This window comes from Cupriavidus sp. D384 (genome assembly GCF_001652915.1).
Classification (GTDB): domain Bacteria; phylum Pseudomonadota; class Gammaproteobacteria; order Burkholderiales; family Burkholderiaceae; genus Cupriavidus.
Window position 1 is genome coordinate 13,486 of record NZ_BBQI01000090.1, and the last position, 23,391, is coordinate 36,876.

The 23,391-nt window shown below is 66.1% G+C and carries 24 protein-coding genes; 11 read left to right on the top strand and 13 right to left on the bottom strand.

Annotated features, from left to right (window positions below; all coding sequences use genetic code 11):
* Positions 1 to 111 precede the first annotated feature (111 nt).
* A complete protein-coding gene (locus A9J21_RS17815) occupies positions 112 to 765 on the bottom strand; it encodes a GntR family transcriptional regulator (RefSeq protein ID WP_082926495.1) in 654 nt (217 codons plus the stop codon).
* Between the two features lie 78 nt (positions 766 to 843).
* Here A9J21_RS17815 and A9J21_RS17820 point away from each other — a divergent pair, with 78 nt between their 5' ends.
* From A9J21_RS17820 to A9J21_RS17830, 3 genes are all read left to right on the top strand, one after another.
* Entirely contained in the window at positions 844 to 1,605 is a 762-nt protein-coding gene (locus A9J21_RS17820) for an enoyl-CoA hydratase/isomerase family protein (protein ID WP_066738017.1), read from the top strand.
* Between the two features lie 64 nt (positions 1,606 to 1,669).
* Complete coding sequence (locus A9J21_RS17825) at positions 1,670 to 2,656, top strand: tripartite tricarboxylate transporter substrate binding protein (protein WP_066738019.1); 987 nt, start codon at positions 1,670 to 1,672, stop codon at positions 2,654 to 2,656.
* A gap of 36 nt (positions 2,657 to 2,692) precedes the next feature.
* Positions 2,693 to 3,847 carry a CaiB/BaiF CoA-transferase family protein gene (locus A9J21_RS17830; protein ID WP_066738020.1) on the top strand — a complete coding sequence of 385 codons (1,155 nt, stop codon included), beginning with the start codon at positions 2,693 to 2,695 and terminating at the stop codon, positions 3,845 to 3,847.
* Between the two features lie 28 nt (positions 3,848 to 3,875).
* Here the strand turns inward: A9J21_RS17830 and A9J21_RS17835 are convergent, their stop codons facing one another.
* Positions 3,876 to 4,310, bottom strand: a complete 435-nt coding sequence (locus A9J21_RS17835) for a GNAT family N-acetyltransferase (RefSeq protein WP_066738022.1) — start codon at positions 4,308 to 4,310, stop codon at positions 3,876 to 3,878.
* 187 nt (positions 4,311 to 4,497) lie between these two features.
* On the opposite strand from A9J21_RS17835, the gene A9J21_RS17840 reads away from it, so the two are divergent.
* The 7 genes from A9J21_RS17840 to denD all read left to right on the top strand — a co-directional run bounded on the left by A9J21_RS17840 (position 4,498) and on the right by denD (position 11,439).
* Positions 4,498 to 5,241, top strand: coding sequence for a FadR/GntR family transcriptional regulator (locus A9J21_RS17840; protein WP_066738025.1), 744 nt, complete (start codon positions 4,498 to 4,500; stop codon positions 5,239 to 5,241).
* A gap of 21 nt (positions 5,242 to 5,262) precedes the next feature.
* Positions 5,263 to 6,162 (top strand): L-threonate dehydrogenase, encoded by a 900-nt coding sequence (ltnD, locus tag A9J21_RS17845; RefSeq protein ID WP_066738027.1) that lies wholly within the window; start codon positions 5,263 to 5,265, stop codon positions 6,160 to 6,162.
* Between the two features lie 4 nt (positions 6,163 to 6,166).
* Complete coding sequence (gene otnK / locus A9J21_RS17850) at positions 6,167 to 7,441, top strand: 3-oxo-tetronate kinase (protein ID WP_066738029.1); 1,275 nt, start codon at positions 6,167 to 6,169, stop codon at positions 7,439 to 7,441.
* Positions 7,438 to 8,079, top strand: coding sequence for an aldolase (locus A9J21_RS17855; protein WP_066738030.1), 642 nt, complete (start codon positions 7,438 to 7,440; stop codon positions 8,077 to 8,079). The genes otnK and A9J21_RS17855 overlap by 4 nt, the downstream gene beginning before the upstream one ends.
* Before the next feature lie 187 nt (positions 8,080 to 8,266).
* Positions 8,267 to 9,625 carry an MFS transporter gene (locus A9J21_RS17860; protein ID WP_066738032.1) on the top strand — a complete coding sequence of 453 codons (1,359 nt, stop codon included), beginning with the start codon at positions 8,267 to 8,269 and terminating at the stop codon, positions 9,623 to 9,625.
* Between the two features lie 28 nt (positions 9,626 to 9,653).
* Positions 9,654 to 10,436, top strand: coding sequence for a 2-oxo-tetronate isomerase (gene otnI / locus A9J21_RS17865; RefSeq protein WP_066738034.1), 783 nt, complete (start codon positions 9,654 to 9,656; stop codon positions 10,434 to 10,436).
* A gap of 31 nt (positions 10,437 to 10,467) precedes the next feature.
* Positions 10,468 to 11,439: a D-erythronate dehydrogenase gene (gene denD / locus A9J21_RS17870; protein ID WP_066738036.1), complete on the top strand. Its 972-nt coding sequence runs from the start codon at positions 10,468 to 10,470 to the stop codon at positions 11,437 to 11,439.
* A gap of 196 nt (positions 11,440 to 11,635) precedes the next feature.
* Here the strand turns inward: denD and A9J21_RS17875 are convergent, their stop codons facing one another.
* The 3 genes from A9J21_RS17875 to A9J21_RS17885 all read right to left on the bottom strand — a co-directional run bounded on the left by A9J21_RS17875 (position 11,636) and on the right by A9J21_RS17885 (position 14,235).
* Entirely contained in the window at positions 11,636 to 12,073 is a 438-nt protein-coding gene (locus tag A9J21_RS17875; RefSeq protein WP_066738038.1) for a YbgC/FadM family acyl-CoA thioesterase, read from the bottom strand.
* 61 nt (positions 12,074 to 12,134) lie between these two features.
* Positions 12,135 to 13,118, bottom strand: a complete 984-nt coding sequence (locus tag A9J21_RS17880; RefSeq protein WP_066738040.1) for a tripartite tricarboxylate transporter substrate binding protein — start codon at positions 13,116 to 13,118, stop codon at positions 12,135 to 12,137.
* Positions 13,119 to 13,236: 118 nt separating this feature from the next.
* Positions 13,237 to 14,235, bottom strand: a complete 999-nt coding sequence (locus tag A9J21_RS17885) for an alpha/beta hydrolase (protein WP_066738042.1) — start codon at positions 14,233 to 14,235, stop codon at positions 13,237 to 13,239.
* 284 nt (positions 14,236 to 14,519) lie between these two features.
* Here A9J21_RS17885 and A9J21_RS17890 point away from each other — a divergent pair, with 284 nt between their 5' ends.
* A complete protein-coding gene (locus A9J21_RS17890) occupies positions 14,520 to 15,041 on the top strand; it encodes an O-acetyl-ADP-ribose deacetylase (RefSeq protein WP_066738044.1) in 522 nt (173 codons plus the stop codon).
* A gap of 63 nt (positions 15,042 to 15,104) precedes the next feature.
* On the opposite strand, the gene A9J21_RS17895 is transcribed toward A9J21_RS17890, so the two are convergent.
* The 8 genes from A9J21_RS17895 to A9J21_RS17930 form a co-directional block, all read right to left on the bottom strand.
* A complete protein-coding gene (locus tag A9J21_RS17895; protein ID WP_066738897.1) occupies positions 15,105 to 16,025 on the bottom strand; it encodes an alpha/beta fold hydrolase in 921 nt (306 codons plus the stop codon).
* A gap of 66 nt (positions 16,026 to 16,091) precedes the next feature.
* Complete coding sequence (locus tag A9J21_RS17900) at positions 16,092 to 16,994, bottom strand: SDR family oxidoreductase (protein ID WP_066738046.1); 903 nt, start codon at positions 16,992 to 16,994, stop codon at positions 16,092 to 16,094.
* A gap of 87 nt (positions 16,995 to 17,081) precedes the next feature.
* Positions 17,082 to 18,017, bottom strand: coding sequence for a glutathione S-transferase family protein (locus tag A9J21_RS17905; protein ID WP_066738047.1), 936 nt, complete (start codon positions 18,015 to 18,017; stop codon positions 17,082 to 17,084).
* A gap of 40 nt (positions 18,018 to 18,057) precedes the next feature.
* The gene (locus A9J21_RS17910; RefSeq protein WP_066738048.1) at positions 18,058 to 18,900 is read right to left on the bottom strand and encodes a class II aldolase/adducin family protein; all 843 of its coding nucleotides are present in this window, start codon (positions 18,898 to 18,900) and stop codon (positions 18,058 to 18,060) included.
* Positions 18,901 to 18,937: 37 nt separating this feature from the next.
* Entirely contained in the window at positions 18,938 to 19,951 is a 1,014-nt protein-coding gene (locus A9J21_RS17915) for an NADP-dependent oxidoreductase (RefSeq protein WP_066738049.1), read from the bottom strand.
* Between the two features lie 86 nt (positions 19,952 to 20,037).
* Positions 20,038 to 20,469 carry a PaaI family thioesterase gene (locus tag A9J21_RS17920; RefSeq protein ID WP_066738051.1) on the bottom strand — a complete coding sequence of 144 codons (432 nt, stop codon included), beginning with the start codon at positions 20,467 to 20,469 and terminating at the stop codon, positions 20,038 to 20,040.
* Between the two features lie 81 nt (positions 20,470 to 20,550).
* Positions 20,551 to 21,333: an SDR family oxidoreductase gene (locus A9J21_RS17925; protein ID WP_066738898.1), complete on the bottom strand. Its 783-nt coding sequence runs from the start codon at positions 21,331 to 21,333 to the stop codon at positions 20,551 to 20,553.
* A gap of 76 nt (positions 21,334 to 21,409) precedes the next feature.
* A complete protein-coding gene (locus A9J21_RS17930) occupies positions 21,410 to 23,269 on the bottom strand; it encodes an acyl-CoA dehydrogenase (RefSeq protein WP_066738053.1) in 1,860 nt (619 codons plus the stop codon).
* Positions 23,270 to 23,391: the final 122 nt, after the last annotated feature.

Genomic DNA, 23,391 nt, shown 5'->3' on the forward strand with positions numbered 1-23,391 from the left:
CCGCCGCCGGGCCGCCCTGGCCTGGCTGGCACGATGGTCTCCGGATTCATGCATGGACGGCCGGGCCATCCCGCAAACCCCGTTCCTCCACCACCTGCCACGCTTCGGCCGCTACGCCGACGCGTCGGCCAATAGCACCAGATCGGCCAGCGCCCTGCCGCCCGCAGAGATATGCGTCCGCATGGCCTCGGCCGCGGCGTCGGCCTGGCCGCTCAGAATGGCCTCCACCACGTGTCCGTGCTCGCGATACGACGTGGCTATGCGGGCCTCGTTGATCAGATCCTTGCGCTGCCAGTAGATCGCCAGGCGGCGCCGCAACTGCACGATCTGCTCCGACAGGAACGGGTTGGCCGCCGCCTGGTACAACACCTCGTGGAAGGCCCGATTGGCCTCGACGTAGGCCGCCGCATCGCGTGCGCGCGCCGGAATGCCGGCGGCCTCGTGCGAATCTGCCAGTGCCTTGCGCCCTTCGGCCGAAATGCGCCGGGTGGCAAGCCGTGCCACCACCCCCTCCATCTCCGCCAGCGTCTCGAACATGGCCACCAGCTCGGCAGCGCTCGGCTTGTGGACGAACATGCCGGCACGCGGCGCGATCGACACCAGCCCCTGGGCCGCCAGCATCAGCAGCGCCTCGCGCACCGGCGTGCGCGAACTGTCGAACTGTTCGGCCAGCATCTTCTCGTCGATCTGCGCCCCGGGCCGCAGCTCTCCCGCCTGAATGGCGGCGATCACGCTTTCGCGAATCCGATCTTGTAGCGATTGCACGGGTATACCCTCTATTTTCCTTAGAAAAATATCTGTAGCCTTTTTTGATATATCAATTCGGCTTTGAGATATAACGAGATGGATGATACCTCACCCTCCCTGGCCGTCGAAGGACGCGTTGCCACGATAACGCTGCGCCGGCCCAAAGTGGCCAACCGGCTCAGCCCCGCCGACCTGATCGCGCTGCGCGACCACGTGGCCGCCGTCAATGCCATGTCCGAAGTGCTGGTGCTGTGCTTCACCGCCGAGGGCAAGTACTTCTGCAGCGGCTACGACATTGGCTCGCTGGGCGGCAAGCCCGAGGAAGGCGCTGCCAATTTCGGCGACGTGATCGATGCCATCGAGGCGGCACGGCCCGTCACGATTGCCGCGATCCAGGGCGGCGTCTATGGCGGCGCCACCGACCTGTGCCTGGCGTGCGATTTCCGGATCGGGGTGCCGGGTTGCGACATGTTCATGCCCGCTGCCCGGCTGGGGCTGCATTTCTATCGCGGCGGCATGGAGCGCTATGTATCGCGGCTGGGCCTGAACGCGGCCAAGCGGCTGTTCCTGACCGCCGACCGCATCGAGGCCGACGAAATGCTGCGCATCGGTTTCCTGACCGAAATGGTGCCCGCCGATGCGCTGGCCGCGCGCGTGGCGGCACTGAGCACCCAGCTGGCCGGCATGGCGCCGATCGCGCTGATCGGCATGAAACGCCACCTCAACGACATCGCCTGCGGCCGGCTTGATGGCGGCGCGCTGCAACACGACATACACCGCTCCGAAACCTCGGAAGACCTGCGCGAGGGTGCGGCGGCATGGAAGGAGAAACGAACCCCTGCGTTCCGCGGCCGATAGCCACGCCAGGCCCAGCCGCGTCCATTCACTCAAGTGGCGAAACAGCTACGGAGGAGACATCATCATGACCATCACCCTGACCCATCGCGCCGCGCTCGCCATCTTCGGCACGCTGTTCGCGGCATTGCCCGTTGCCGCCTCGGCGCAGGCGGCCTACCCCAACAAGCCGATCCGGCTCGTGATCGGCTTTCCGGCCGGCGGCGGCGCGGACAACACGGCGCGGCTCTACGGCGATGCACTGAGCCGCGAGCTTGGACAACCGGTGGTGGTCGACAACCGGCCCGGCGCGGGCACCACGATTGCCGCCGAATACGTCGCCAAGTCGGCGCCCGACGGCTACACGCTCTACATCGCCACGGCCAGCCTGATGGGTGGTGACAAGGTGCTCTACAAGAACATCCGCTACGAGCCGTCCGACTTCGCGCCGATCACGAAGCTGTCGGCCGCGCCGCTGATCCTGGCCGTCAACAAGGACAGCGGCATCAAGAACGTGCAGGACCTGATCGCCCAGGCCAAGGCGCATCCAGGCACCATCAATTACTCGTCCTCGGGCAATGGCGTGATCACGCACCTGGCAGGCGTCTACTTCACCAAGCTCACCGGCGTGCGCATGACGCACGTGCCATACAAGGGCGGCGCGCCGTCGGCCCAGGCCGTGGCCGCCGGCGACGTGCAGCTGACGTTCGGCACGGCGCCTTCGGTCAAGCCGATGATCGACACCCACAAGGTGGTGCCGATCGCCGTGACTTCGGCCCAGCGCTCCAACGCCAATCCGCAATTGCCGACCATCGCCGAAAGCGGGGTCAAGGGCTACGACCTGTCGGCCTGGTACGGGCTTTTCGCGCCCGCGAAAACGCCGCCGGAGATCATCGACAAGCTGTTCGCGGCCACGGCCAAGGTCATGGCCGACCCCGAACTCCGCAAGCGCTTTCTGGCGCAGGGCGACGAGGTGTCGGTGTCGGCTTCGGTCGCCGACTTCCGCGACTTCGCGGCCCGCGAAGGCAAGATCGGCGTCGACCTGGAGCAGTCGAGCGGCGCAAAGATCGACTGATGCCCGCCCGCGCATCGAACCTCAAGGAGTAAAAGCATGACTACGCCAAACGGCCCCCTGCACGGCATCACGGTTGTCGACCTGACGCGCGTGCTGGCCGGCCCGTACTGCACGATGATGCTGGCCGACCTGGGCGCCCGCGTCATCAAGATCGAGAATCCCGACCGGGGCGACGATTCGCGCCAGGTGGGGCCGTTTGTCGATGGGGAGTCGGCCTACTTTGCGTCGGTGAACCGCAACAAGTCGTCCATCGCGCTCGATCTGAAGGACGCGTCGGACCGCGCGGTACTGGAGCGGATGCTGGAAGGCGCCGACGTGCTGGTGGAGAACTTCCGCGCCGGTGTGATGGACAAGCTTGGCTATACATGGGAGATGCTGCGCGCCCGCTATCCGAGGCTGGTGTACGCGTCGATTTCCGGCTTTGGCCAGACCGGCCCCTACCGCAACCGGCCCGCCTACGACATGGTGGTGCAGGCCATGGGCGGCCTGATGAGCGTGACGGGCGAGCCCGGCGGCAATCCGGCGCGTGTCGGGGTGTCGATTGGCGATATCGGCGCCGGCCTGTATGCCACCATCGGCATCCAGGCCGCGCTGCTGCGCCGCACCGCCACCGGGCTGGGCGAACGGGTCGATATCTCGATGCTCGATTGCCAGGTGGCGCTGCTGGAAAACCCCATCGCCCGCTTCTCGGCCACCGGGAACGTGCCCAGGCCGCTCGGCACCCGGCATCCGTCGATCACGCCGTTCGACATGTTTGCCACGCAGGACGGCTTTGTCGTGATCGCCGTTGGCAACGACGCCCTGTTCGAACGGCTCTGTGGCGCACTCGGGCAACCGGAATGGGTCGACGATCCACGGTTTGCATCGGTCCCGGCCCGCAACGAGCATCACGCCGAACTGAAGCAATGCCTGGAGGCGCGCCTGGGCGAGGCGCCGACAGCCGAATGGGAAGCTGTGCTGGAGGCCGCCGGGGTGCCGCATGGCCCGCTGAACGGCGTGCCGCAGATCATGGACAACGCCCACGTGGCAGCCCGGCAGATGTTGCTGGACGTTGGCATCGGCGCCGACAAATCGCTGCGCGTGGCCGGCAATCCAATCAAGATCGGCGAGACGTGGCAGTCCGGCGCGATACGGCCGGCGCCCCGGCTCGATCAGGATCGCGAGGCGCTGCTGGGAGAGTTTGGCGCGTAGCCCGAGGGCCGGCCGACGCGGCCCGGCCTTAGCCGATGCGCTTGCGCATCTCGATGTGCGGAATGCCGGCTTCCTCGAATTCCGCCCCTATCTGCTCGAAACCCACGCGCGCGTAGAACGGCGCGGCGTGGGTCTGCGCGTTGAGGATCAGCTCCGGATAGCCCAGTTCTGCGGCCTTGGTCATCAGTGCATCGAGCACCTTCGCACCCATGCCGGTGCCGCGCGCCACCCTCAGCACCGCCATGCGCCCGATATGGCCATCCGGCAGCAGCCGGCCCGTCGCCACCGGCGTGCCGTCCTGGGCAAACGCCAGCGCGTGCCAGCTCGGGGCATCCATGTCGTCCCATTCCAGTTCCACCGGTACACCCTGCTCTTCCACAAAGACGCTGTAGCGGATGGCGCGCGCGCGTTCGCGGGCTTCATCCCAGGCGCACACCAGTACGGAATCGGGGCAGACGGACATGATTTTCTAGGGCGGAAAGTCTTGGAAAGGCGCAATGATACGCCGACGGCCGGGCGACGGCGGTCAAGGCCGCCCTGCAGACCCGTGCGATTATCGGCCATCCGCTGCACCAGCCTAGGGATTACCCCCCCTGCCATCCCTTGATGAAATTTGTATGATGACCTGACTACCCGATGACGTGATAACGATGTTCCAGAAGATTCCCGCCCGTGCGCTGACCGACAGCGTGGCCGAACAGTTACTCGAGAAGATCGAAGGCGGCGTGTTTCCGCGTGGCGCCAAGCTGCCCACCGAAGCCGTGCTGTCCGAGGAATTCGGCGTCAGCCGCACCGTGATCCGCGAGGCCATTGCGCGGCTCAAGTACGAAGGCCTGGTGGAATCGCGCCAGGGCAGCGGCGTATTCGTGACCGAACAGGCCGGCATCCGTCCGCTGCGCATCGACTACACCGACGTCGACACGCTGGAATCGGTGCTGCAAATCGTTGAACTGCGACGTTCCATCGAGGCCGAGGTGGCCGCGCAGGCCGCCCGCCGCCGTACGGACGCGGCCATGGCCGGCATCGATGCCGCGCTGGCCCGCCTGGATGCCGAGGTGGCCGCCGGCGGTGACGGCGTGGACGCCGACGTGGGTTTCCACCGCGCCATCGCCGAAGCCACCGGCAATCCCTACTTCCTCAAGACGCTGGCGTTCCTGAGCCAGTACCTGGAAACCGCCACGCGCGTCACGCGAACCAACGAGGCGCGCCGCGAGGACTTCTCGCGCCAGGTGCGCGAGGAACATCAGGCCATCGTCGCCGCCATTCGCGCGGGTGACCCCGACGCCGCGCGCAATGCCGCGCAGAACCATATGTACAACGCGGCGCGCCGCCTGTCGCAACTGGGCGACGACGACGCAGCCGCCGGCGACCTGCCGCAAGGCCCGTCGCATTAATCCCGCTTTCAGGAGATTTCCATGTCCAGGAATATTGGTGTCATCGGCTTGGGTGCGATGGGCTATGGCGTGGCGCAGTCGCTGCTGCGCGCCGGCTTCAAGGTCCATGCGTTCGATCTGCGCGATGAGGTGCTGCGCCGCTTTGCCGACGCCGGCGGCGTGCCGTGCGGCAGCCCGGCCGAACTGGGCGAGCGCTGCGACGTGGTGATCACGCTCGTGGTCAACGCCGCGCAGACCGAATCGGTGCTGTTCGGCGAACAGGGTGCGGCACCGGCCATGGCCGCCGGCAAGCTCGTGATTGCCAGCGCCACCGTGCCGCCCGGCTTTGCCGAAGCCCTGGGCAAGCGGCTGGCGCAAAAGGGCCTGCTGCTGCTCGACGCGCCGGTCTCGGGCGGCGCCGCCCGCGCTGCCACTGGCGAAATGACGATGATGACGTCGGGCCCTGCCGAAGCCTACGCGCTGGCCGAGGACGTGCTGGGCGCCATTGCCGGCAAGGTCTACCGCCTGGGCGACGCCCATGGCGCCGGCTCGAAGGTCAAGATCATCAACCAGCTGCTGGCCGGTGTGCATATCGCTGCAGCAGCCGAAGCCATGGCGCTGGGCCTGCGCGAAGGCGTGGACCCCGACGCGCTCTACGACGTCATCACGCACAGCGCCGGCAACTCGTGGATGTTCGAAAACCGCGTGCCGCATATCCTGGCGGGCGACTACACGCCGCTGTCGGCCGTCGACATCTTCGTCAAGGACCTGGGCATGGTGCTGGATACCGCGCGCACCAGCAAATTCCCGCTGCCGCTGTCGGCCGCCGCACACCAGATGTTCATGATGGCGTCCACCGCCGGCCATGGCGGCGAGGACGACTCCGCCGTGATCAAGATTTTCCCGGGCATCGAACTGCCCGCCGGCAAGGCCAAGGAGTAATGCAATGACGACGGATCGTCCCCTGCTGGGCTGTATCGCCGACGATTTCACCGGCGCCACCGACCTGGCCAACACGCTCGTGCGCAATGGCATGCGCACCGTGCAGACCATTGGCGTGCCCACCTCGGCGGTGCAGGCCGACGCCATCGTCGTCGCGCTGAAATCGCGCACGATTCCGGCGGCCGACGCGGTGGCCCAGTCGCTGGCCGCGCTGGCCTGGCTGCGCGAGCAGGGCTGCCGCCAGTTCGTGTTCAAGTACTGCTCGACGTTCGATTCGACCGACGCCGGCAATATCGGCCCGGTGGCCGAGGCCCTGCTCGACGCCCTGGGCAGCGATTTCACGATCGCCTGCCCGGCCTTTCCCGAAAACGGCCGCACGATCTTCCGCGGGCACCTGTTCGTGGCCGATGCCCTGCTTAGCGAATCGGGCATGGAGCACCATCCGCTCACGCCGATGACCGATGCCAGCCTGGTGCGCGTGCTGCAGCGCCAGAGCCAGTCCAAGGTGGGCCTGCTGCGTTATGACACCGTGGCGAAGGGCCCGCAGGCCGTGCGCGCCCGTATCGACGCGCTGCGCGCCGAAGGCGTGAAGCTGACGATTGCCGATGCAATTTCCGACGCCGACCTGTTCGCGCTGGGCGAAGGCTGCGCGGCGCTGCCGCTGATTACGGGCGGCTCGGGCATCGCACTGGGCCTGCCTGAGAATTTCCGCCGGGCCGGGCTGCTGCCCGCGCGCACCGACGCGGCCGAAGTGCCGGCCGTCAACGGCCATGGCGTGGTGCTGGCGGGCAGCGCATCGCGCGCCACCAACGGCCAGGTCGCGCACTGGATCGCACAGAAGCGACCCGCCCTGCGGATCGATCCGCTGCGCCTGGCGCGTGGCGAGGCCGTGACCGACGAGGCGCTGGCCTTTGCCCGCGATCACGACGAACCGGTGCTGATCTATGCGACGGCGCAACCCGAGCAGGTCAAGGCCGTGCAGGCCGAGCTTGGCGTGGCACGCGCAGGCGAACTCGTGGAACACGCGCTGGCCTGCATCGCCGCCACGCTCAAGGCCCGCGGCACGCGCCGCTTTGTGGTGGCCGGCGGCGAGACGTCGGGCGCCGTGGTGCAGGCGCTGGGCGTGGAGTCGCTGCGCATCGGCCGCCAGATTGCCCCGGGCGTGCCAGCCACCGTCACGCTCGATGCCGAGCCGCTGGCGCTGGCCCTGAAATCGGGCAACTTCGGCGGCGAGAACTTCTTCGACGAAGCGCTGCAGGTGCTGGGAGCCACGCGATGAGCCAGAACGAAAGCGCACTGCGCGAAGAGATCTGCCGCGTCGGCGCCAGCCTGTTCCAGCGCGGCTACATGGTCGGCACGGCTGGCAACATCAGCGCCCGACTGGAAGACGGCTGGCTGATCACGCCCACCGACGCGTGCCTGGGCACGCTGGACCCCGCCAGGGTCGCCAAGGTGGCGACCGACGGCACCTGGGTATCGGGCGACAAGCCGTCGAAGACGCTCACGCTGCACCGTTGCGTCTACGACAACAACCCGAACGCCCATGGCGTGGTGCATACCCATTCCACCCACCTGGTGGCCCTGACGCTGGCCGGTGTGTGGCAACCCGACGACGTGCTGCCGCCGATCACGCCGTACTACGTGATGAAGGTGGGCCATATCCCGCTGATTCCGTACCACCGCCCGGGCGACCCGGCCGTGGCGGCCCGCGTGGCGCAGCTTGCAAACGAGGTACGCGGCGTGCTGCTGGCGCGGCTGGGTCCGGTGGTGTGGGAAGACAGCGTGTCGCGGGCCGCCTGGGCGCTGGAGGAGCTGGAAGAAACCGCCAGGCTCTGGATGATGCTCGGGGACAAATCCGCACCGCTCGATGAAACCGCGCTGGCGGAACTGCGCGACACGTTCAAGGCGAGGTGGTAGCGCCGCAGGAATCTACCCCATTGCTTTGCTCCCCTCTCCCGCTACGCGAGAGAGGGGTTGGGGGAGAGGGCAAGCGCCAGACTCTGGCGACATCTCATAACAACGCCCCGCCCTCTCCCCAGCCCTCTCCCGCAACGCGGGAGAGGGCGACACCCTCAGCCGGTTCAAGACCAAGGAGACCTTTCAAATGACCGCATCCAACCCCGCGGTGGGGACCACTGCCGCCGACGCACGGCTGGACACCGACGCCGCCACCGAAAAGAGCGCCTACAACAAGGTGTTCTGGCGCATCATGCCGTTCCTGATGCTGTGCTACGTGATCGCCTATCTCGATCGCGTCAACGTGGGCTTCGCCAAGCTGCAGATGGCGCAGGACCTGCAATTCTCGGAGACCGTGTTCGGCCTGGGCGCCGGCCTGTTCTTCATCGGCTACTTCCTGTTCGAGGTGCCCAGCAACCTGCTGATGCACCGCATCGGCGCGCGTATCTGGATTGCGCGGATCATGATCACGTGGGGCATCATCTCGGCCGCTTTCGTGTTCGTGCAGACGCCCACGCAGTTCTACGTCATGCGCTTCCTGCTGGGCCTGGCCGAGGCGGGCTTCTATCCGGGCGTGATCCTGTACCTGACGTACTGGTACCCGTCGCACCGCCGCGCCAAGATGATCGCGCTGTTCATGTCGGGCATTCCCGTGGCGGGCATGTTCGGCAACCCGCTGTCGGGCTGGATCATGGACGCGTTCCACGACACCCACGGCTGGGCCGGCTGGCAGTGGATGTTCTTTATCGAGGCGCTGCCCGCATTTGCCATCGGCATCGTGACGGTCTTCGTGCTGCGCGACGGCATCGACAAGGCACCGTGGCTCAACAACGACGAGAAGGCCCTGCTCAAGCGCAACATCGAGGAAGACGAGCGCGCCGCCTCTGCCGCAGCCGCCGCCAATGGCCAGCGCGACATGCATTCGCTGGGCGCCGTGTTCAGCGACCGCCGCGTCTGGTGGATGTGCCTGATCTATTTCTGCTTCGTGACCGGCCAGTACGCACTGACGTTCTGGATGCCGACGCTGGTCAAGGCCAGCGGCGTGACCGGCAACCTCAATATCGGCCTGCTCTCCGCCATCCCGTTCATCTGCGCGATTGTCGTCATGAACATCCTGGGCCACAGCGCCGATGCCCGCCGCGAACGCCGCTGGCACCTGATCGTGCCGGCACTGATGGGCGCCACGGGCTTTGCCATTGCCGCGTCGTTCACCCACAATACCCCGGTGGCCATTGCGGCGCTGTCGCTGGCCGCCGCCGGTGTGCTGACCTGCGCGCCGCTGTTCTGGTCGCTGCCGACCGCGTTCCTGAGCGGCGTTGCCGCCGCGTCGGGCATCGCCGTGGTCAACTCGGTGGGCAACCTGGCAGGCTTTGTGTCGCCGTACATGGTCGGCGCGCTCAAGGACCTGACGCAGAGCACGCAATTGCCGATGTACGTGCTGTCGGCCATCCTGATCGTGGGCGCCCTGCTGGTGTGGCTGACCCCGGCCAGGCTGGTCAACCGCTGATCGAACCTGAAGTTCAAGGAGACCTGACATGCCGCGCTTTGCCGCGAACCTCTCGATGATGTACACGGAGCACGACTTCCTGGACCGCTTTGCCGCTGCGGCAAAGGACGGCTTCCAGGCCGTGGAGTACCTGTTCCCGTACGACCATCCGGCCGCCGAGATCCGCCAGCGGCTGGACGCGCACGGCCTGACCCAGGCCCTGTTCAACGCGCCGCCGGGCGACTGGGGCGCCGGCGAGCGCGGCATCGCCGCCCTGCCCGGACGCGAGACCGAGTTCCGCAACGCGTTTGCAAAGGCGCTGGAATATGCGGCCGTGCTCGGCAACGACCGCGTGCACGTGATGGCCGGCATCGTGCCGGCCGACGCCGACCGCGCCCGCTGCCGCGCCGTCTACCTGGAGAACCTGGCCTACGCCGCCGCGTCGGCCGCCGCGCATGGCATCACGGTGCTGATCGAGCCGATCAACACGCGCGACATGCCGGGCTACTTCCTCAACCGCCAGGACGACGGCCAGGCCATCTGCCAGCAGGTGGGCGCCGCCAACCTGAAAGTGCAGTTCGACTGCTACCACTGCCAGATCGTGGAAGGCGATATCGCCAAGAAGCTGGAACGCGATTTTGCCGGTATCGGTCATATCCAGATTGCCGGCGTGCCCGAACGGCACGAGCCGGACATTGGCGAACTGAACTACCCGTACCTGTTCGACGTGATCGACCGGCTTGGCTACACGGGCTGGATCGGCTGCGAGTATCGCCCGCGCGCCGGCACGTCCGAGGGCCTGGGCTGGCTCAAGCCATACCTGAAGCGTTGATCCTCTGCAAACCCACCGGAATGCTGCAACCATGAACGTACTGATTACCGGCGGCGCCGGTTTCCTGGGCCTGCAACTGGCCCGCCTGCTGCTCAAGCGCGGCGCGCTGAGCCTGGACGGCAAGGCCGTGACCATCGGCAAGCTCACGCTGCTGGACGTGGTGGCGCCACAGATCGACGACGCACGCGTGCGCGTGGTGACGGGCGACCTGTCCGATCCGGCCGTGCTGGCGCAGGCCATCGACCGGGACACCGGCGCCATCTTCCACCTGGCTGCCGTGGTCAGCGGCCAGGCCGAGGCCGATTTCGACCTGGGCATGCGCGTGAATCTGGACGCCTCGCGGGCGCTGCTGGAAACGTGCCGCCAGCTTGGCCATGTGCCGCGCGTGGTGTTCACGAGTTCGGTCGCCGTCTACGGCGGCAAGCTGCCGCCCGTGGTGCAGGACGATACCGCGCTGAATCCGCAGTCCTCGTATGGCGCGCAGAAGGCCATCGGCGAATTGCTGCTGTCGGACTACAGCCGCAAGGGCTTTGTCGATGGCCGCGTGCTGCGCCTGCCGACGATCAGCGTGCGACCGGGCAAGCCCAATGCCGCCGCGTCGTCGTTCGCCAGCGGCATCATCCGCGAACCGCTGTCGGGCGTGGCCGCCAACTGCCCGGTGCACCCGGACACCGCGCTGTGGCTGCTGTCGCCGCGCGGCGCGATCCAGGCTCTGGTCAATGGCATCGAACTGGACGGCGCCCGCTTCGGCAACCGCCGTGTGGTAAACCTGCCGGGACTGTCGGTGACGGCCGCGCAGATGGTGGACGCGCTGCGCCGCGTGGCAGGCGATGCGGTGGCCGACCGCGTGACCTGGGAGCGCGAGGATCGCATCGAGAAGATCGTCGGCACCTGGCCGGCCGCCTGGGACCCGTCCCGCGCGCTGGAACTGGGTTTTGTCGGCGATGCCGACTTCGATTCGGTGATCCGGGCCTACGCGGAGGATGCGGGCCTGTCGCTCTGAGCGGCCAGCCCGTCGTGCCGGACGGCATCGGCGCCTGCGCGATACCGTCCGGCAGCCACTAACGGAACCGCGCCATTGCGCCGGCAGCAGCGAATCGGGTTCGCCCGTCCGCGCCTTGCCGGCGCACGCCGATCACCCGGCCGTCCGCCAGCAACACCCTCCTTCCAGGGGGCACCGGGGAATGCCACGGCAGACCTTACGCGGCGGGCTTCACCACCTCCCAGGCGTCGATGGTCTCGCGTACCTGCGCGGGAATCGGCGCCGACTTCTGCGTCTTCGGGTCGGCGCACACGTAGACGATCTCGCCGGTAATCAGGTGCTCGTCACCGCGATACATCTCCACGCGGAACAGCATGCTCGAACGCCCCAGGCGCGCCATGCGGCCGCGGATGTCCAGCATGTCGTCGAAGCGCGCCGAGGCGTGGTATTCGAGCGTGGACTTGACCACGAAGATGTCCACGCCATGCGCGTGCAGCACGTCTTCAGGGTAGCGGATGCCCACCGCGCGCCAGTATTCGGTCACGCAGATATCGCAGTACGTCAGGTAGTGCGCATTGAAGACGATCGACTGGGGATCGACCTCGGCCCAGCGCACGCGCAGCGGCATGCTGTGGCGGAAATCCTCTTTGGCCATCTGGCACAAGCTCCAAATGAAAAACGGGGCGCTCCGTGGAACGCCCCGTCCGGTGACAGGCTTATTGCGGCTTGTTCAGCCCCAGCTTTTCGATGATGGCGCGCTCGCGCTTGACCGTGTCGGCCGCAAAGGCAGCGTACTGGCTGCTGCTCATGTAGTACGGCTCCATGTCGAACTTTGCCAGCGATTCGCGGTAGTTCGGCATCTCCATGGCCTGCTTGAATGCGTCATGCAGCTTCTTGACGATGGCCGGATCGGTGCCCTTGGGCGCCACCAGGCCGAACGGCGAGGTCTGCACGATGCCCATGCCCAGTTCCTTCAGCGTCGGCACGTTCGGGAAGCGCGCCGAGCGCTTGTCGCCCCAGGTGGACAGCAGGCGCAGCTTGCCCGATTCCACGTACTGGGCCCAGGCCGGCGTATCGGCCACCGACATCACGTGACCGCCCAGCAGCGCCTGCATCGATTCCGAATTGCCCTTGTACGGGATATGCGAGAACTGCACGCCCTGACGCATCGCCAGGTCTTCCATGGTCAGGTGCAGCGTGGTCATCGAGCCTGGCGAACCGTAGGTCAGCTTGCCCGGATTGGCCTTGGCGTAGGCGATGTAGTCCTGCATCGTCTTGATCGGCGAATCGGCGGGCACCACCAGGCCAAACGAATAGCCAGCCAGGTTGATCACGTAATTCAGGTCCTTGACCGGATCCCAGTTGATCTTGGTGGTATACGGCAGACGGTACACGGGCATGGCCACCTGGGCCAGCGTGTAGCCGTCCGGCGCCGTCGACTGCATCATCTGGGCGGGCAGCACGCCGCCCGCACCGGGCTTGTTCTCGACGATCACGGGCTGGCCCAGGATCTTCGAGGCGTTGTCTGCCAGCACGCGGAACGGAATGTCGGTGGAACCGCCGGCCGTGTAGCCGATGATCAGGCGAATCGGACGATTCGGAAATTTGTCCGCCTGGGCGTGTGCCGGCATGGCGGCCAGTCCAACTGCGGCCGAAGCGGCGATCAGGCCCACCTGGGCCATAAAGTGGCGGCGTTGCATGAGTGTTGTCTCCTTCTGCTGCAAAAAATGCACTGTTGCGACTTCGATAAACCGTGAAACAGTTGCAGGCCAGCCCCGGTTGTTTTGGGAAGGGGTCAGGCCGAAATTCGTTGATGTACTACGTCTGGAACGCCTCCTGCAAGGCGGCGATGGCGTCCGCATGGGCGCCGGTCACCGCATGGATAAAGCGTCCCATCTTGAAGAAATCGTGAATCATCGTCGGGTAGTCGGCCAGCGTGGCTGCCACGCCTGCCGCCTGCAGCTTGGCCGCGTAGGCCACGCCTTCGTCGTGCATCGGATCGTAGCCAGCCACGGCGATCCAGGCCGGGCACACGCCCCGCACGTCGGCCCCCTGCCCGCCGCCATCGAGCGGCGCGAAGCGCCAGTCGTCGCGGCTGGCATCCTGGTCCAGATACTGGCCAAAGAACCATTGGATCATATCGGACGTCAGCAGGTAGCCGTCGGCCAGCGCGCGGTGCGACGGGGTGTCCTGGCGCGCGCTGGTGCCGGGATAGATCAGCATCTGCAGCACCGGCGCCAGGCCGGTATTGCGCGCCTCGACGGCACAGGCCGCCGCCAGCGTGCCGCCCGCACTGTCGCCGCCCACGGCGATCCGGGCCGGGTCGGCGCCAAGCCGGGCCGCTTCGTCGAATACCCAGTGCAGCACGTCGAAGGCGTCGTTGGCCGCGGTCGGGAATTTCCACTCCGGGCCCAGCCGGTAGTCGACCGACAGCACCAGGCAATCGGCGCCATTGCAGAACACGCGGCACAGCGAATCGTGCGAATTGATACTGCCAACCGTGAAGCCGCCGCCGTGGAAGTAGACCAGCAACGGCAGCGGATCGGCCCAGCTGGCCTCGCGCGGCGCATAGAGCCGCACCGGAATGGCGTGACCGTCGCGGGCCTTGACTGCGAAATCCTCGACGCTGTGCACCGCTGCCGGCGACAGGTCCAGGATCGGCGCGCTTTTTTCGTAGCCGATCTTGGCGTCCGCCGGGTCCATCGTATGGATCGCCGGCCGCTTGGCCCGCGCAATCAGTTCCAGCAGCTGCGCGACCTGGGGGTCGAGCGGCTGGGCGGGCAAGCCGGGAACGGACGGAGAAAGCTGAGCGGACATAGAGACAGTCAAAATCGGACAATCGGCCATGTTAGACCGTTACCGACCGGGGGCACACCAGGATCACAAGCTCACAAATATTCGAATTGTGAACGGTCGTTCGATTTCCGTATCATGCCAGCCTTTCCGGCATGCAGCATTACGAAATAACCCTCAAGACAACGCATGAAGCACCTTTTGCGCGATCACCGGCCATGCTTGCGATGCTGCCGGGCGCACGTTCCGCGCCTATGCTTGTAGGGCGTGCGACGCCAGCACGGCACCCCTACAAATCAGGAGACACCATGACAGGCGAACACTTGCAGGTTGTGCATGGGGATATCACCCGGATGGAGGTTGATGCCATCGTCAATGCAGCCAATAACGGGCTGCTGGGCGGGGGCGGCGTGGACGGCGCCATTCACGGCGCGGGCGGGCCTGCCATCGGGGCCGCGTGCCGGGCCATTCGTGACGCCCAGGGAGGATGCCCGACTGGCGAGGCGGTCATCACCACCGGGGGGCTGCTGCCGGCGCCCTATGTCATTCATGCCGTGGGGCCGGTCTGGCAAGGCGGCGCGCAAAACGAAGAGACGTTGCTGGCCAGCGCCTATCGCAACAGCATCCGGCTGGCGGCAGACCACAACCTGCGCACCGTGGCGTTTCCGAATATCAGCACCGGCATCTATGGTTTCCCGCGCGACCGGGCCGTGGACATCGCCATCGGGGCGGTACGCGAAGCGTTGGGCCGCGCCCCGTCGATCGAGCAGGTGACATTCGTCTGCTTCGACGACGAGAACTTCAAGCTGTATCGCGAGCGGCTCAAATAGGCGTCGGCGCGCTGGCGCCTGTTGTTCAAGCCGCCAGCGCCGCCCTTCCCCTGCTGGGTGCCATCACGGCAGCATGCTGCGGATCAGCAGGTTGATCCGCTCGGGCTGCTCGTGAATGATCCAGTGCGTGCCTTCGGGTATGCGTTCGAGCCGCAGGTCGGGCACGAAATCTTCCAGTCCGTCGACCAGCGACTTGGGCAGGGCGCGGTCGTTTTCGCCCCAGATCACCAGCGTCGGCACCCGGATCACGAACATGGCCGGGTCCAGCCGCGAGATATCGGGCGCGGTCTCGCCCGGTGCCGGCGGGTGCATTGGCGTGGCCCGGTAGTAATTGACGCCACCGGTCAGCGGATGCGACCCGTCGTCGCCAGGCGCCGACCATGCCGCGTGATACTTCGCGCGGGTCTCGCCCGTGAACCAGGCTGGCACGGTGCCGCCCTCGCCTGTCAGCATTTTCTCCAGCAGGGAAAAGTCGTTGGCCGCCAGCGCCTGCTCCGACCCGGGCTTGCGCAGCCAGTTCATATAGGCCGACGCCTGCTGCTGCGCCGGATCTGCCGACAGCGCCCGGGCAAACAGGTACGGATGGGGCGAGTTGATGATGACAAAGCGCTCGACCAGCTCCGGAAACTGCGCCACCAGGTTCCAGCAGACCGCCCCGCCCCAGTCGTGCGCCACGATCGTGCAGCGTTCGTAGCCCAGCACCCGGATCAGCTGCACCAGGTCTTCGACCAGCAGCTTCGGCTTGTAGGCATCGGGCGACGCCGGCTTGCTCGACAGGTTGAAGCCGCGCAGGTCGGGCGCCACCGCGAAATAGGTCTGGCCGAATTCCGCCAGTTGCCGCTCCCACGCGTACCAGAACTCCGGAAAGCCGTGCACGAACAGGATCAGCGGCTTGCCCGGCTCGCCCGCACTGCCGTAATGCAGCCGCGTGCCGTTGGGCAGGTTGGCGAACTGCAAATGGTGAATCACGGCGGGTGCGGTCATCGTTGTCTCCCTGGCCATTTCTGCCATCACAGGTCTCCCGATCGACGATGCAAGAAAGTGGCCAGGTCAGCCGCGCAGCGCGGCCACCAGGCCAGCGCGGACTTCGGGCTTGTCGCCGAACGCATCGCCAGGATTGGTCTGGCCGATGATGTGTTCCATGCGGTGCCGCACCGTATCCAGGGCCTGCGGGTGGGAATAAATATAGAAGCTTTCGTCGCGGACGGCGTCGAACGTCATCTGCGCGACATCAGCCGCCGTGACCTTGCCCGAACTGACTGCCTTGTCGGACAGCGCCTGCGACACCATCTGCGAGCGCGTGGGCGGCGCGTCGTTGGTCAGGCCGGACGGCCGGTTTCGGTGCGACTGGCTGATGCCGGTCGGCACGAAGTATGGGCACAGTACCGAGCACCGCACCTGTTCGGTGACCAGGCCAAGGTCGTGGTAAAGCGTTTCGGTCAGCGACACCACCGCGTGCTTGGACACGTTGTAGACGCCCATCGCCGGCGGGTTCAGCAGCCCGGCCATCGACGCGGTGTTGACGATGTGGCCCTGGAACGCCGGGTCCTTCCTGGCGGCCTCCAGCATCAGCGGCGTGAAGATCCGTACGCCGTGGATCACGCCGTACAGATTGACGCCCAGCACCCACTCCCAGTCCTTCTCGGTGTTTTCCCAGACGAAGCCGCCCGCACCCACGCCGGCATTGTTGAAGACCAGGTTGACCTCGCCGAAGGCCGTCATGGCCGCATCGGCCAGCGCCTGAACCTGTTCGGCTTTCGATACATCTGTGCGCAACCCGATCACCTGGGCGCCCTGCGCCTTGAGCGCCGCCACGGTGGTGTCGAGCGCGTCTTCCTGGACATCGGCCAGTACAAGCTTCATGCCCAACTGGGCGCCAATCCGCGCGAATTCCTTGCCGAATCCCGATGCGCCACCGGTAATGACGGCGACCTTGCCTTCGAACTGCTTCATGGGTGTCTCCTCCGTTTTCGGATTCTTGTCGGTTTGCTCCCCCCTCCTACAGGTGGGAGAGGGGAAAGAACTGCACCAGTCGATGCCTCAGCCTGCGGCCTGGACGTGGTAGCCCTGGCGCGGGAAATGCACGTTGACCGCGCCTGCGCGCGGGTCCTGCCGGCGAACCGTGACCACATGCTCGGTCAGCGTCAGCAACACGCCGGCCACCGGATTTTTCGCGTAGTCGGTGGGGGTGACGGTCACCGCATCGCCGGCCGAAAAACCGGCGCCGGGCAGGATGGTCGTGTCATGGGGCAGCGGGTCGTGATCGTAGGCATCGGCAATGGCTGACTCGGAAGGAATCACGCGCAGCTTGCCGTGGCCGTACGCCTGCATGCGCGCAAACCACGTCTTGACCAGCGGATACCCGTCGAGCAGCGCCGCCAGCGCCGGGGCCCGGCGGATAAACCAGGTGCAGTGGAACAGCGAGAAATCGGCAATCGACAGTTCCGGCCCGGCCACATGCTGCAGGCCGGTGGACAACTGCTCCTGCAGCCGTGCGAAGGTCTCGTGCAGCATTGCCGCCGCTTCCGGCAACGGCATGCGCAGCGCGTTGGTGTCGCCGCGCATGGCCTTGCGGTCGGCCATGAAGGCCTGGATCTGCCCGGGCGTCAGGTGCGCCAGCATGGCCTGCACCCCGGCCGGCTGCATCGCGTAGGTGACCGTGGCCGTGAACAGCGCGCTGTCGATCCACGCGGCCATGATGCGCGACTGCGCCGCCTGGGCAGCCGGATACAGCGGCGGATTGGGCGTCATCCGGTCCAGTACCGCGCAGATCAGCGCCGTATCGCAATAGATATCGGCGCCGATCTGCATGACCGGCGTGCGGCGGTAGCCGCCGGTCAGCGCCGTGACGTCCGGCTTGGGCATGATCGGCGGAATTTCCACCGCGCACCAGGACAAGCCCTTGGCGCCCATTACCAGCCGAACTTTTTCGGAAAACGGCGATGTTGCGTATTGATGAAGGATGATGTCGGGCATCTTGGCCTTTCAGGAGGAGATCAGGGAGATCGACTCCTTCTTAATCGAGCAGATCCGGCTGTTCTTTAACGATACGTGCGTATAACGGCTGGAACTGGAACCAGCCGGCCTGCGCGGTGCCGACGATCGAATAGGCCTGCCGGGCCGCCGCGTCGCCAATCAGCTTCGGTGCCTGACCCGTCCGGGCGGCCGCCGATTCGGCCAGGATCTGCACCTGGCACGACCGCTCCATCGTGATAAACCACCAGGCGGCCTCGTCCACGGTCTTGCCCACCGTCAGCAGGCCATGGTTCTGCAGGATGGCCGCCTTGTTGGCGCCCAGCGCATTGGCAATGCGCTGGCCTTCGTCCAGTTCGACCACCACGCCGCCAAAGTCGTCGTACAGCGCGTGGTCGTTGTAGAACGCGCAGACATCCTGCGTCAGCGGATCGAGCTTGCGGCCCAGCGTGGACCACGCGCGGCCGTAGGTGCTGTGCGAATGCGCGGCGGCCACGGCGTCTTCCCGCGTCTGGTGCACGCGCGAATGGATGGCAAAGGCTGCCGCATTCACCGGGTAGTCGCCCTCCACCACGTTGCCGTGGTGATCGCAGCGGATCAGGTTCGAGACCTTGACGTGGCTGAAATGCACGCCAAACGGGTTGACCCAGAACGTGTCGGTGAACTCGGGGTCGCGCGCCGTGATATGGCCCGCCACGCCTTCGTCGAAGCCAAATTTGGAGAACAGCCGGAACGCCGCCGCCAGCCGCTGCTTGCGATGCAGCCGTTCCTGTGCCGGCGTGTCGAACTTGGGCGGGCGCGGCAGGTTGCGGTAGCGGGCCTTGACCTCTTCGGACAGGCCAGCGGCCATGTCGTCCTTGTCAGTGGCGGTTTGCGGGGCGTTCATGGCTGTCTCCTGTTCTTTGATGGGGTTGGTGTGCCGGTCAGGCCAGCTTTACCAGTTGCTTGCCGAAGTTCTTGCCCTTGAGCAGTCCAATAAAGGCTTCCGGCGCGCTGGCGATCCCTTCGGCAATGCTCTCGCGGAACTTGATCTTGCGCTGCGCCACAAAGCCGCCCAGTTCCTTGAGCGCCTGCGGCCAGACGTCCATGTGCTCGGACACGATGAAGCCCTCGATCTTGCAGCGCGATACCAGGATGGCGCGCGGGTTGCGGATCGGCATGTCCTGGCCGTCGTAGCCGGCGATCAGGCCACACACGGCGATGCGCGCGAACGGATTCAGGCGGGCCAGCACCACGTCGAGGATGTCGCCGCCCACGTTCTCGAAGTAGCCGTCGATACCCTTCGGCGTCACGGCCTTGACCATCGCGTAAAGTTCCTTGGCGTCCTTGGCCGCCTTGTAGTCCACGCAGGCATCGAAGCCCAGTTCATTGGTCACGTAGTCGCACTTGTCCTTGCCGCCGGCCACGCCCACCACGTAGCAGCCCGCCAGCTTGGCAAGCTGGCCAACCACGCTGCCCACCGCGCCCGAGGCCGCGCTGACGACGATGGTCTCGCCCGCCTTCGGGGCGATGATCTTGTTCAGGCCATACCAGGCCGTCACGCCGGGCATGCCCACGGAACCCAGGTAGGCCGACAGCGGGATATGCGTGGTATCCACCTTCTGCATGCCGCCACCATCGGTCACGCCAATTTCCTGCCAGCCGAACATGCCGACGACCTTGTCGCCAACGTTCCATTTCGGGTTCTTGCTGGCGATAACCTCACCCACGGTGCCGCCGATCATGACTTCGCCCAGCGGTTGCGGATCGGCATACGACTTGCTGTCGCTCATGCGGCCGCGCATATACGGGTCCAGCGACAGGAAATGGTTGCGGACCATGACCTGGCCGTCGGCCAGTTCCGGCACGGCCACCTCTTCCAGGCGGAAGTTTTCGGGCGTGACGGCTGCGGTGGGACGCGATGCCAGAACGATGCGCTTGTAGGTTTGCTTCGACATGTGGGTTCCTTCGCTCGGTTTGCGCCTGGCTTGTGCCTGGTTTGCGCGGTTTGCGTAATGAAAGGACAACTTCGGGTGCAACGGGATCAGCCGTCGGCGCCCGAATCCGCCGCCCCGGTTTCCCGCTTGGGCGGCATGCGCTTGATGTACTTGAACGTGCCCGAGGCCTTCGACACGATCTTGCCGTCGGCGTCGACAATCTCGCCTTCGCAGAACACCATGGTCGACGTACGATGCACGGTCTGGCCGCGCGCCGTCAGCTTGCCGCGCCCCGGCGACATGAAGCTGGTCTTCATCTCGATGGTGACCACGCCCCGCCCATCGGCGTCCGACGAGCGGCCGGCGATCGCCATCGCCACGTCGAGCAGGGTCATGATCACGCCGCCGTGCGCCATGTCCCAGCTATTCTGGTGGCGCTTCTGCAGGTCCAGCTCGATCTCGCTGCGGCCGTCTTCCATGTAGTTGCACAGCACGCCGAGATCGGCCAGGAATGGGATGTTCAGTTGACGTTGGGTCATGGTTGGGGGCTAAGAAAATACGTGGCGTGATTATGCGCCCGTCGCCGGCATCGCCGGCATTCGGCCGCGCTCACACCGTACTTACACCGCGCTGACCCCGCCATCCACCGCCAGGATCTGCCCCGTGATGTGCTTGCCGGCATCCGACGCAAACAGCAGCGCGGCGCCCTTCAGGTCTTCGTCATCGCCCAGGCGGTGCAGCGGCACCCCCTCGCACATCTTGTCCACGCCCAGGCGGTCCAGCGAGCCCTTGGTCATCTTCGACGGGAAGAAACCCGGGGCCAGCGCGTTGACCGTAATGTTGTGCTCGCCCCATTCGCCGGCCAGCGTACGCGTGAAGTTGACCACGGCGCCCTTCGACGTGTTGTAGGCAATCGTCTCCATCGAGCCCGGCGGGTTGCCACCCAGGCCGGCAATCGACGCCACATTGATGATGCGGCCGTGGCGGCGCGGAATCATCGACAGCTTGCCGATCTTCTGCGACAGCAGAAATAGACCGCGGATGTTCAAGTTCATCACCTTGTCCCAGGCCTCGATCGGGTGATCCTCGGCCGGGGCGCCCCAGGTGGCACCCGCGTTATTGACGAGGATGTCGACGTGGCCGAGCTTTGCCAGGGCCTCGTCCGCCAGGCGCGCGATCTCGTCGTCCCGCGAGCCATCGGCGGCAATCCAATCGGCCTCGATGCCGCGGGCCTTCAGGTGCGCCTGCGCCGACTGCAGTTCGTCAGCCTTGCGTGCCGACAGCACCACTCGTGCGCCCTGCTCGCCCAGCGCCTCGGCAATCTGCAGGCCCAGCCCGCGCGAGCCGCCGGTAATCAGCGCGGTGCGGCCCTTGAGGTCGAACAGTTGCTGGATGGTTCTCATGGTTGTCTCCGTTTCTTTCTTGTGCATTTCCGCAAGGCGCCAGAAACAAAGCCAATCGTCTCTGGCGGCTTGCGATTCAGAACCAGGCGTCCTGCATGTCCAGCGTCGTCCGGTCCAGCGAGGCCAGCAGGTCGAGCTGCGGATACACCTTCGGCAGTTCGAACCGGAAGAAGTAAGCCGCGGCCGCGAGCTTGCCGCGATAGAAGTCGGCATCCTCGCCCGTGGCGCCGGTGAGCGCGGCTTGCGCCACCAGTGCCTGTTCAAGCCAGATCCACGACACCACGACATGGCCGAACGCTTCCAGATAGACCGATGCATTGGCAAGTGTCACGTTCGGATCGCCGGCCGACCACAGCGTACGCGTGACTTCGGCCAGCCGCGCGGCAGCGGCACCCAGCGCACGGGCCTGGTCGCCCAGCACCTTGTCGCCACTGGCTACGGCGCGTTCGCAGGTCGCCTGCACGCGCTGGCCCAGCAGCTGGAAGGCCGCCCCGTCCTGCATGACCACCTTGCGGCCCAGCAGATCCAGGCCCTGGATGCCGTGCGTGCCTTCGTGGATCGGATTCAGGCGGTTGTCGCGATAGAACTGCTCGACGTTGTATTCCCGCGTATAGCCGTAGCCGCCATGCACCTGGATAGCCAGGCTGTTGGCTTCCAGGCACCACTGCGACGGCCAGCTCTTGGCAATCGGCGTCAGGATATCGAGCAGCAGCGACAGCTCGCGTTGCCTTGCCGTCTCGCCGGCGGCCCTGGCAGCGTGTTCATCGTCCACCAGCCTCGCGCAGTACAGGTTCAGCGCCAGGCCGCCTTCGACATAGCTCTTCTGCGCCAGCAGCATGCGGCGCACATCGGCGTGCTCGACCAGCTTGACCTGCGGGCTGGCCGGGTCCTTGCCCTGCGGCCCCACCGGCCGGCCCTGCGGACGATTGCGCGCGTAGTCCAGCGCATGCAGGTAGCCCGTGTAGCCCAGCGCCACCGCGCCCAGCCCCACGCCGATACGCGCCTCGTTCATCATGTGGAACATGCAGGCCAGGCCCTTGTGCGGCTCGCCCACCAGGTAGCCGATGGCGCCGGCCTTGCCGTCCGGCTTGTACTTCATGCCCTCGCCGAAGTTCAGCAGGCAGTTGGTGGTGCCCCGGTAGCCCATCTTGTGGTTCAGCCCGGCCAGCACCACGTCGTTGTGTTCGCCCAGCGAGCCGTCTGCGTTGACCAGGTACTTGGGGACGATAAACAGCGAGATGCCCTTCACGCCCGGGATCAGCTTGCCGTCAGGGCCCGGAATCTTTGCCAGCACCAGATGCACGATGTTGTCGGACAGTTCGTGCTCGCCAGCCGAGATCCACATCTTGTTGCCGCGCAGCCGGTATTGCTGGCCCAGCGGCGATTCGCCTTCGTAGTCGGCACGGGTGGTGACATCCGACAGCGACGACCCGGCCTGGGGCTCCGACAGGCACATCGTACCGAAGAAGCGGCCTTCCAGCTCGGGGCGCACGAAGGTGTCGATCTGCGCCGGCGTGCCGTGGGTAAGCAGCAGGTTGGAATTGCCGATGGTCAGGAACGGATACGAACTCGTCCCGACATTGGCAGCCTTGAAATATGCAAACGCCGCCTTTTCCAGCGTGACCGGCAGTTGCATGCCGCCATACTCGTAGTCCTGCCCGGCGGCCATCAGGCCGGCCTCGCAGAACGCCTTCAGCGCGGTCTTGACTTCGGGGATGATCGTGACGGTGTCGCCGTCGAAGTGCGGCTCGTGGGCGTCGCTCTTCTTGTTATGCGGCGCAAACAGGTCCGTGGCGATCTTTTCGCAGGTATCGAGCGCGGCGTCGAAGGTTTCGCGCGAGTGGTCCGCAAAACGGGGAATCTGCGTCAGTGACTCGGCGTTGAGCCATTCGTACAGGACGAAATTGAGGTCACGACGGGAGAGAATCAGCGACATGGGAGGCAACACTCCTGGCTGAAAAAGCGCGGCAGACAGCCGTCGCAAGGGGGTAGGAAGCCACGCCCTCCCCGCATGGCGGAGAGGGCGCGAAACATCGTCAGTCCGATGACGCCAGCAGG

Excerpts from the sequence above, each read along its gene's own strand:
- A9J21_RS17925 (WP_066738898.1), bottom strand. The coding sequence starts at position 21,333 with ATGAGAACCATCCAGCAACTGTTCGACCTCAAGGGCCGCACCGCGCTG.
- A9J21_RS17820 (WP_066738017.1), top strand. The coding sequence starts at position 844 with ATGGATGATACCTCACCCTCCCTGGCCGTCGAAGGACGCGTTGCCACG.
- ltnD (WP_066738027.1), top strand. The coding sequence starts at position 5,263 with ATGTCCAGGAATATTGGTGTCATCGGCTTGGGTGCGATGGGCTATGGC.
- A9J21_RS17835 (WP_066738022.1), bottom strand. The coding sequence starts at position 4,310 with ATGTCCGTCTGCCCCGATTCCGTACTGGTGTGCGCCTGGGATGAAGCC.
- A9J21_RS17930 (WP_066738053.1), bottom strand. The coding sequence starts at position 23,269 with ATGTCGCTGATTCTCTCCCGTCGTGACCTCAATTTCGTCCTGTACGAA.
- A9J21_RS17915 (WP_066738049.1), bottom strand. The coding sequence starts at position 19,951 with ATGTCGAAGCAAACCTACAAGCGCATCGTTCTGGCATCGCGTCCCACC.
- A9J21_RS17890 (WP_066738044.1), top strand. The coding sequence starts at position 14,520 with ATGACAGGCGAACACTTGCAGGTTGTGCATGGGGATATCACCCGGATG.
- denD (WP_066738036.1), top strand. The coding sequence starts at position 10,468 with ATGAACGTACTGATTACCGGCGGCGCCGGTTTCCTGGGCCTGCAACTG.
- A9J21_RS17880 (WP_066738040.1), bottom strand. The coding sequence starts at position 13,118 with ATGCAACGCCGCCACTTTATGGCCCAGGTGGGCCTGATCGCCGCTTCG.
- A9J21_RS17910 (WP_066738048.1), bottom strand. The coding sequence starts at position 18,900 with ATGAACGCCCCGCAAACCGCCACTGACAAGGACGACATGGCCGCTGGC.
- otnK (WP_066738029.1), top strand. The coding sequence starts at position 6,167 with ATGACGACGGATCGTCCCCTGCTGGGCTGTATCGCCGACGATTTCACC.
- A9J21_RS17900 (WP_066738046.1), bottom strand. The coding sequence starts at position 16,994 with ATGAAGCAGTTCGAAGGCAAGGTCGCCGTCATTACCGGTGGCGCATCG.
- A9J21_RS17875 (WP_066738038.1), bottom strand. The coding sequence starts at position 12,073 with ATGGCCAAAGAGGATTTCCGCCACAGCATGCCGCTGCGCGTGCGCTGG.
- otnI (WP_066738034.1), top strand. The coding sequence starts at position 9,654 with ATGCCGCGCTTTGCCGCGAACCTCTCGATGATGTACACGGAGCACGAC.
- A9J21_RS17920 (WP_066738051.1), bottom strand. The coding sequence starts at position 20,469 with ATGACCCAACGTCAACTGAACATCCCATTCCTGGCCGATCTCGGCGTG.
- A9J21_RS17860 (WP_066738032.1), top strand. The coding sequence starts at position 8,267 with ATGACCGCATCCAACCCCGCGGTGGGGACCACTGCCGCCGACGCACGG.
- A9J21_RS17825 (WP_066738019.1), top strand. The coding sequence starts at position 1,670 with ATGACCATCACCCTGACCCATCGCGCCGCGCTCGCCATCTTCGGCACG.
- A9J21_RS17885 (WP_066738042.1), bottom strand. The coding sequence starts at position 14,235 with ATGTCCGCTCAGCTTTCTCCGTCCGTTCCCGGCTTGCCCGCCCAGCCG.
- A9J21_RS17895 (WP_066738897.1), bottom strand. The coding sequence starts at position 16,025 with ATGACCGCACCCGCCGTGATTCACCATTTGCAGTTCGCCAACCTGCCC.
- A9J21_RS17830 (WP_066738020.1), top strand. The coding sequence starts at position 2,693 with ATGACTACGCCAAACGGCCCCCTGCACGGCATCACGGTTGTCGACCTG.
- A9J21_RS17905 (WP_066738047.1), bottom strand. The coding sequence starts at position 18,017 with ATGCCCGACATCATCCTTCATCAATACGCAACATCGCCGTTTTCCGAA.
- A9J21_RS17855 (WP_066738030.1), top strand. The coding sequence starts at position 7,438 with ATGAGCCAGAACGAAAGCGCACTGCGCGAAGAGATCTGCCGCGTCGGC.
- A9J21_RS17840 (WP_066738025.1), top strand. The coding sequence starts at position 4,498 with ATGTTCCAGAAGATTCCCGCCCGTGCGCTGACCGACAGCGTGGCCGAA.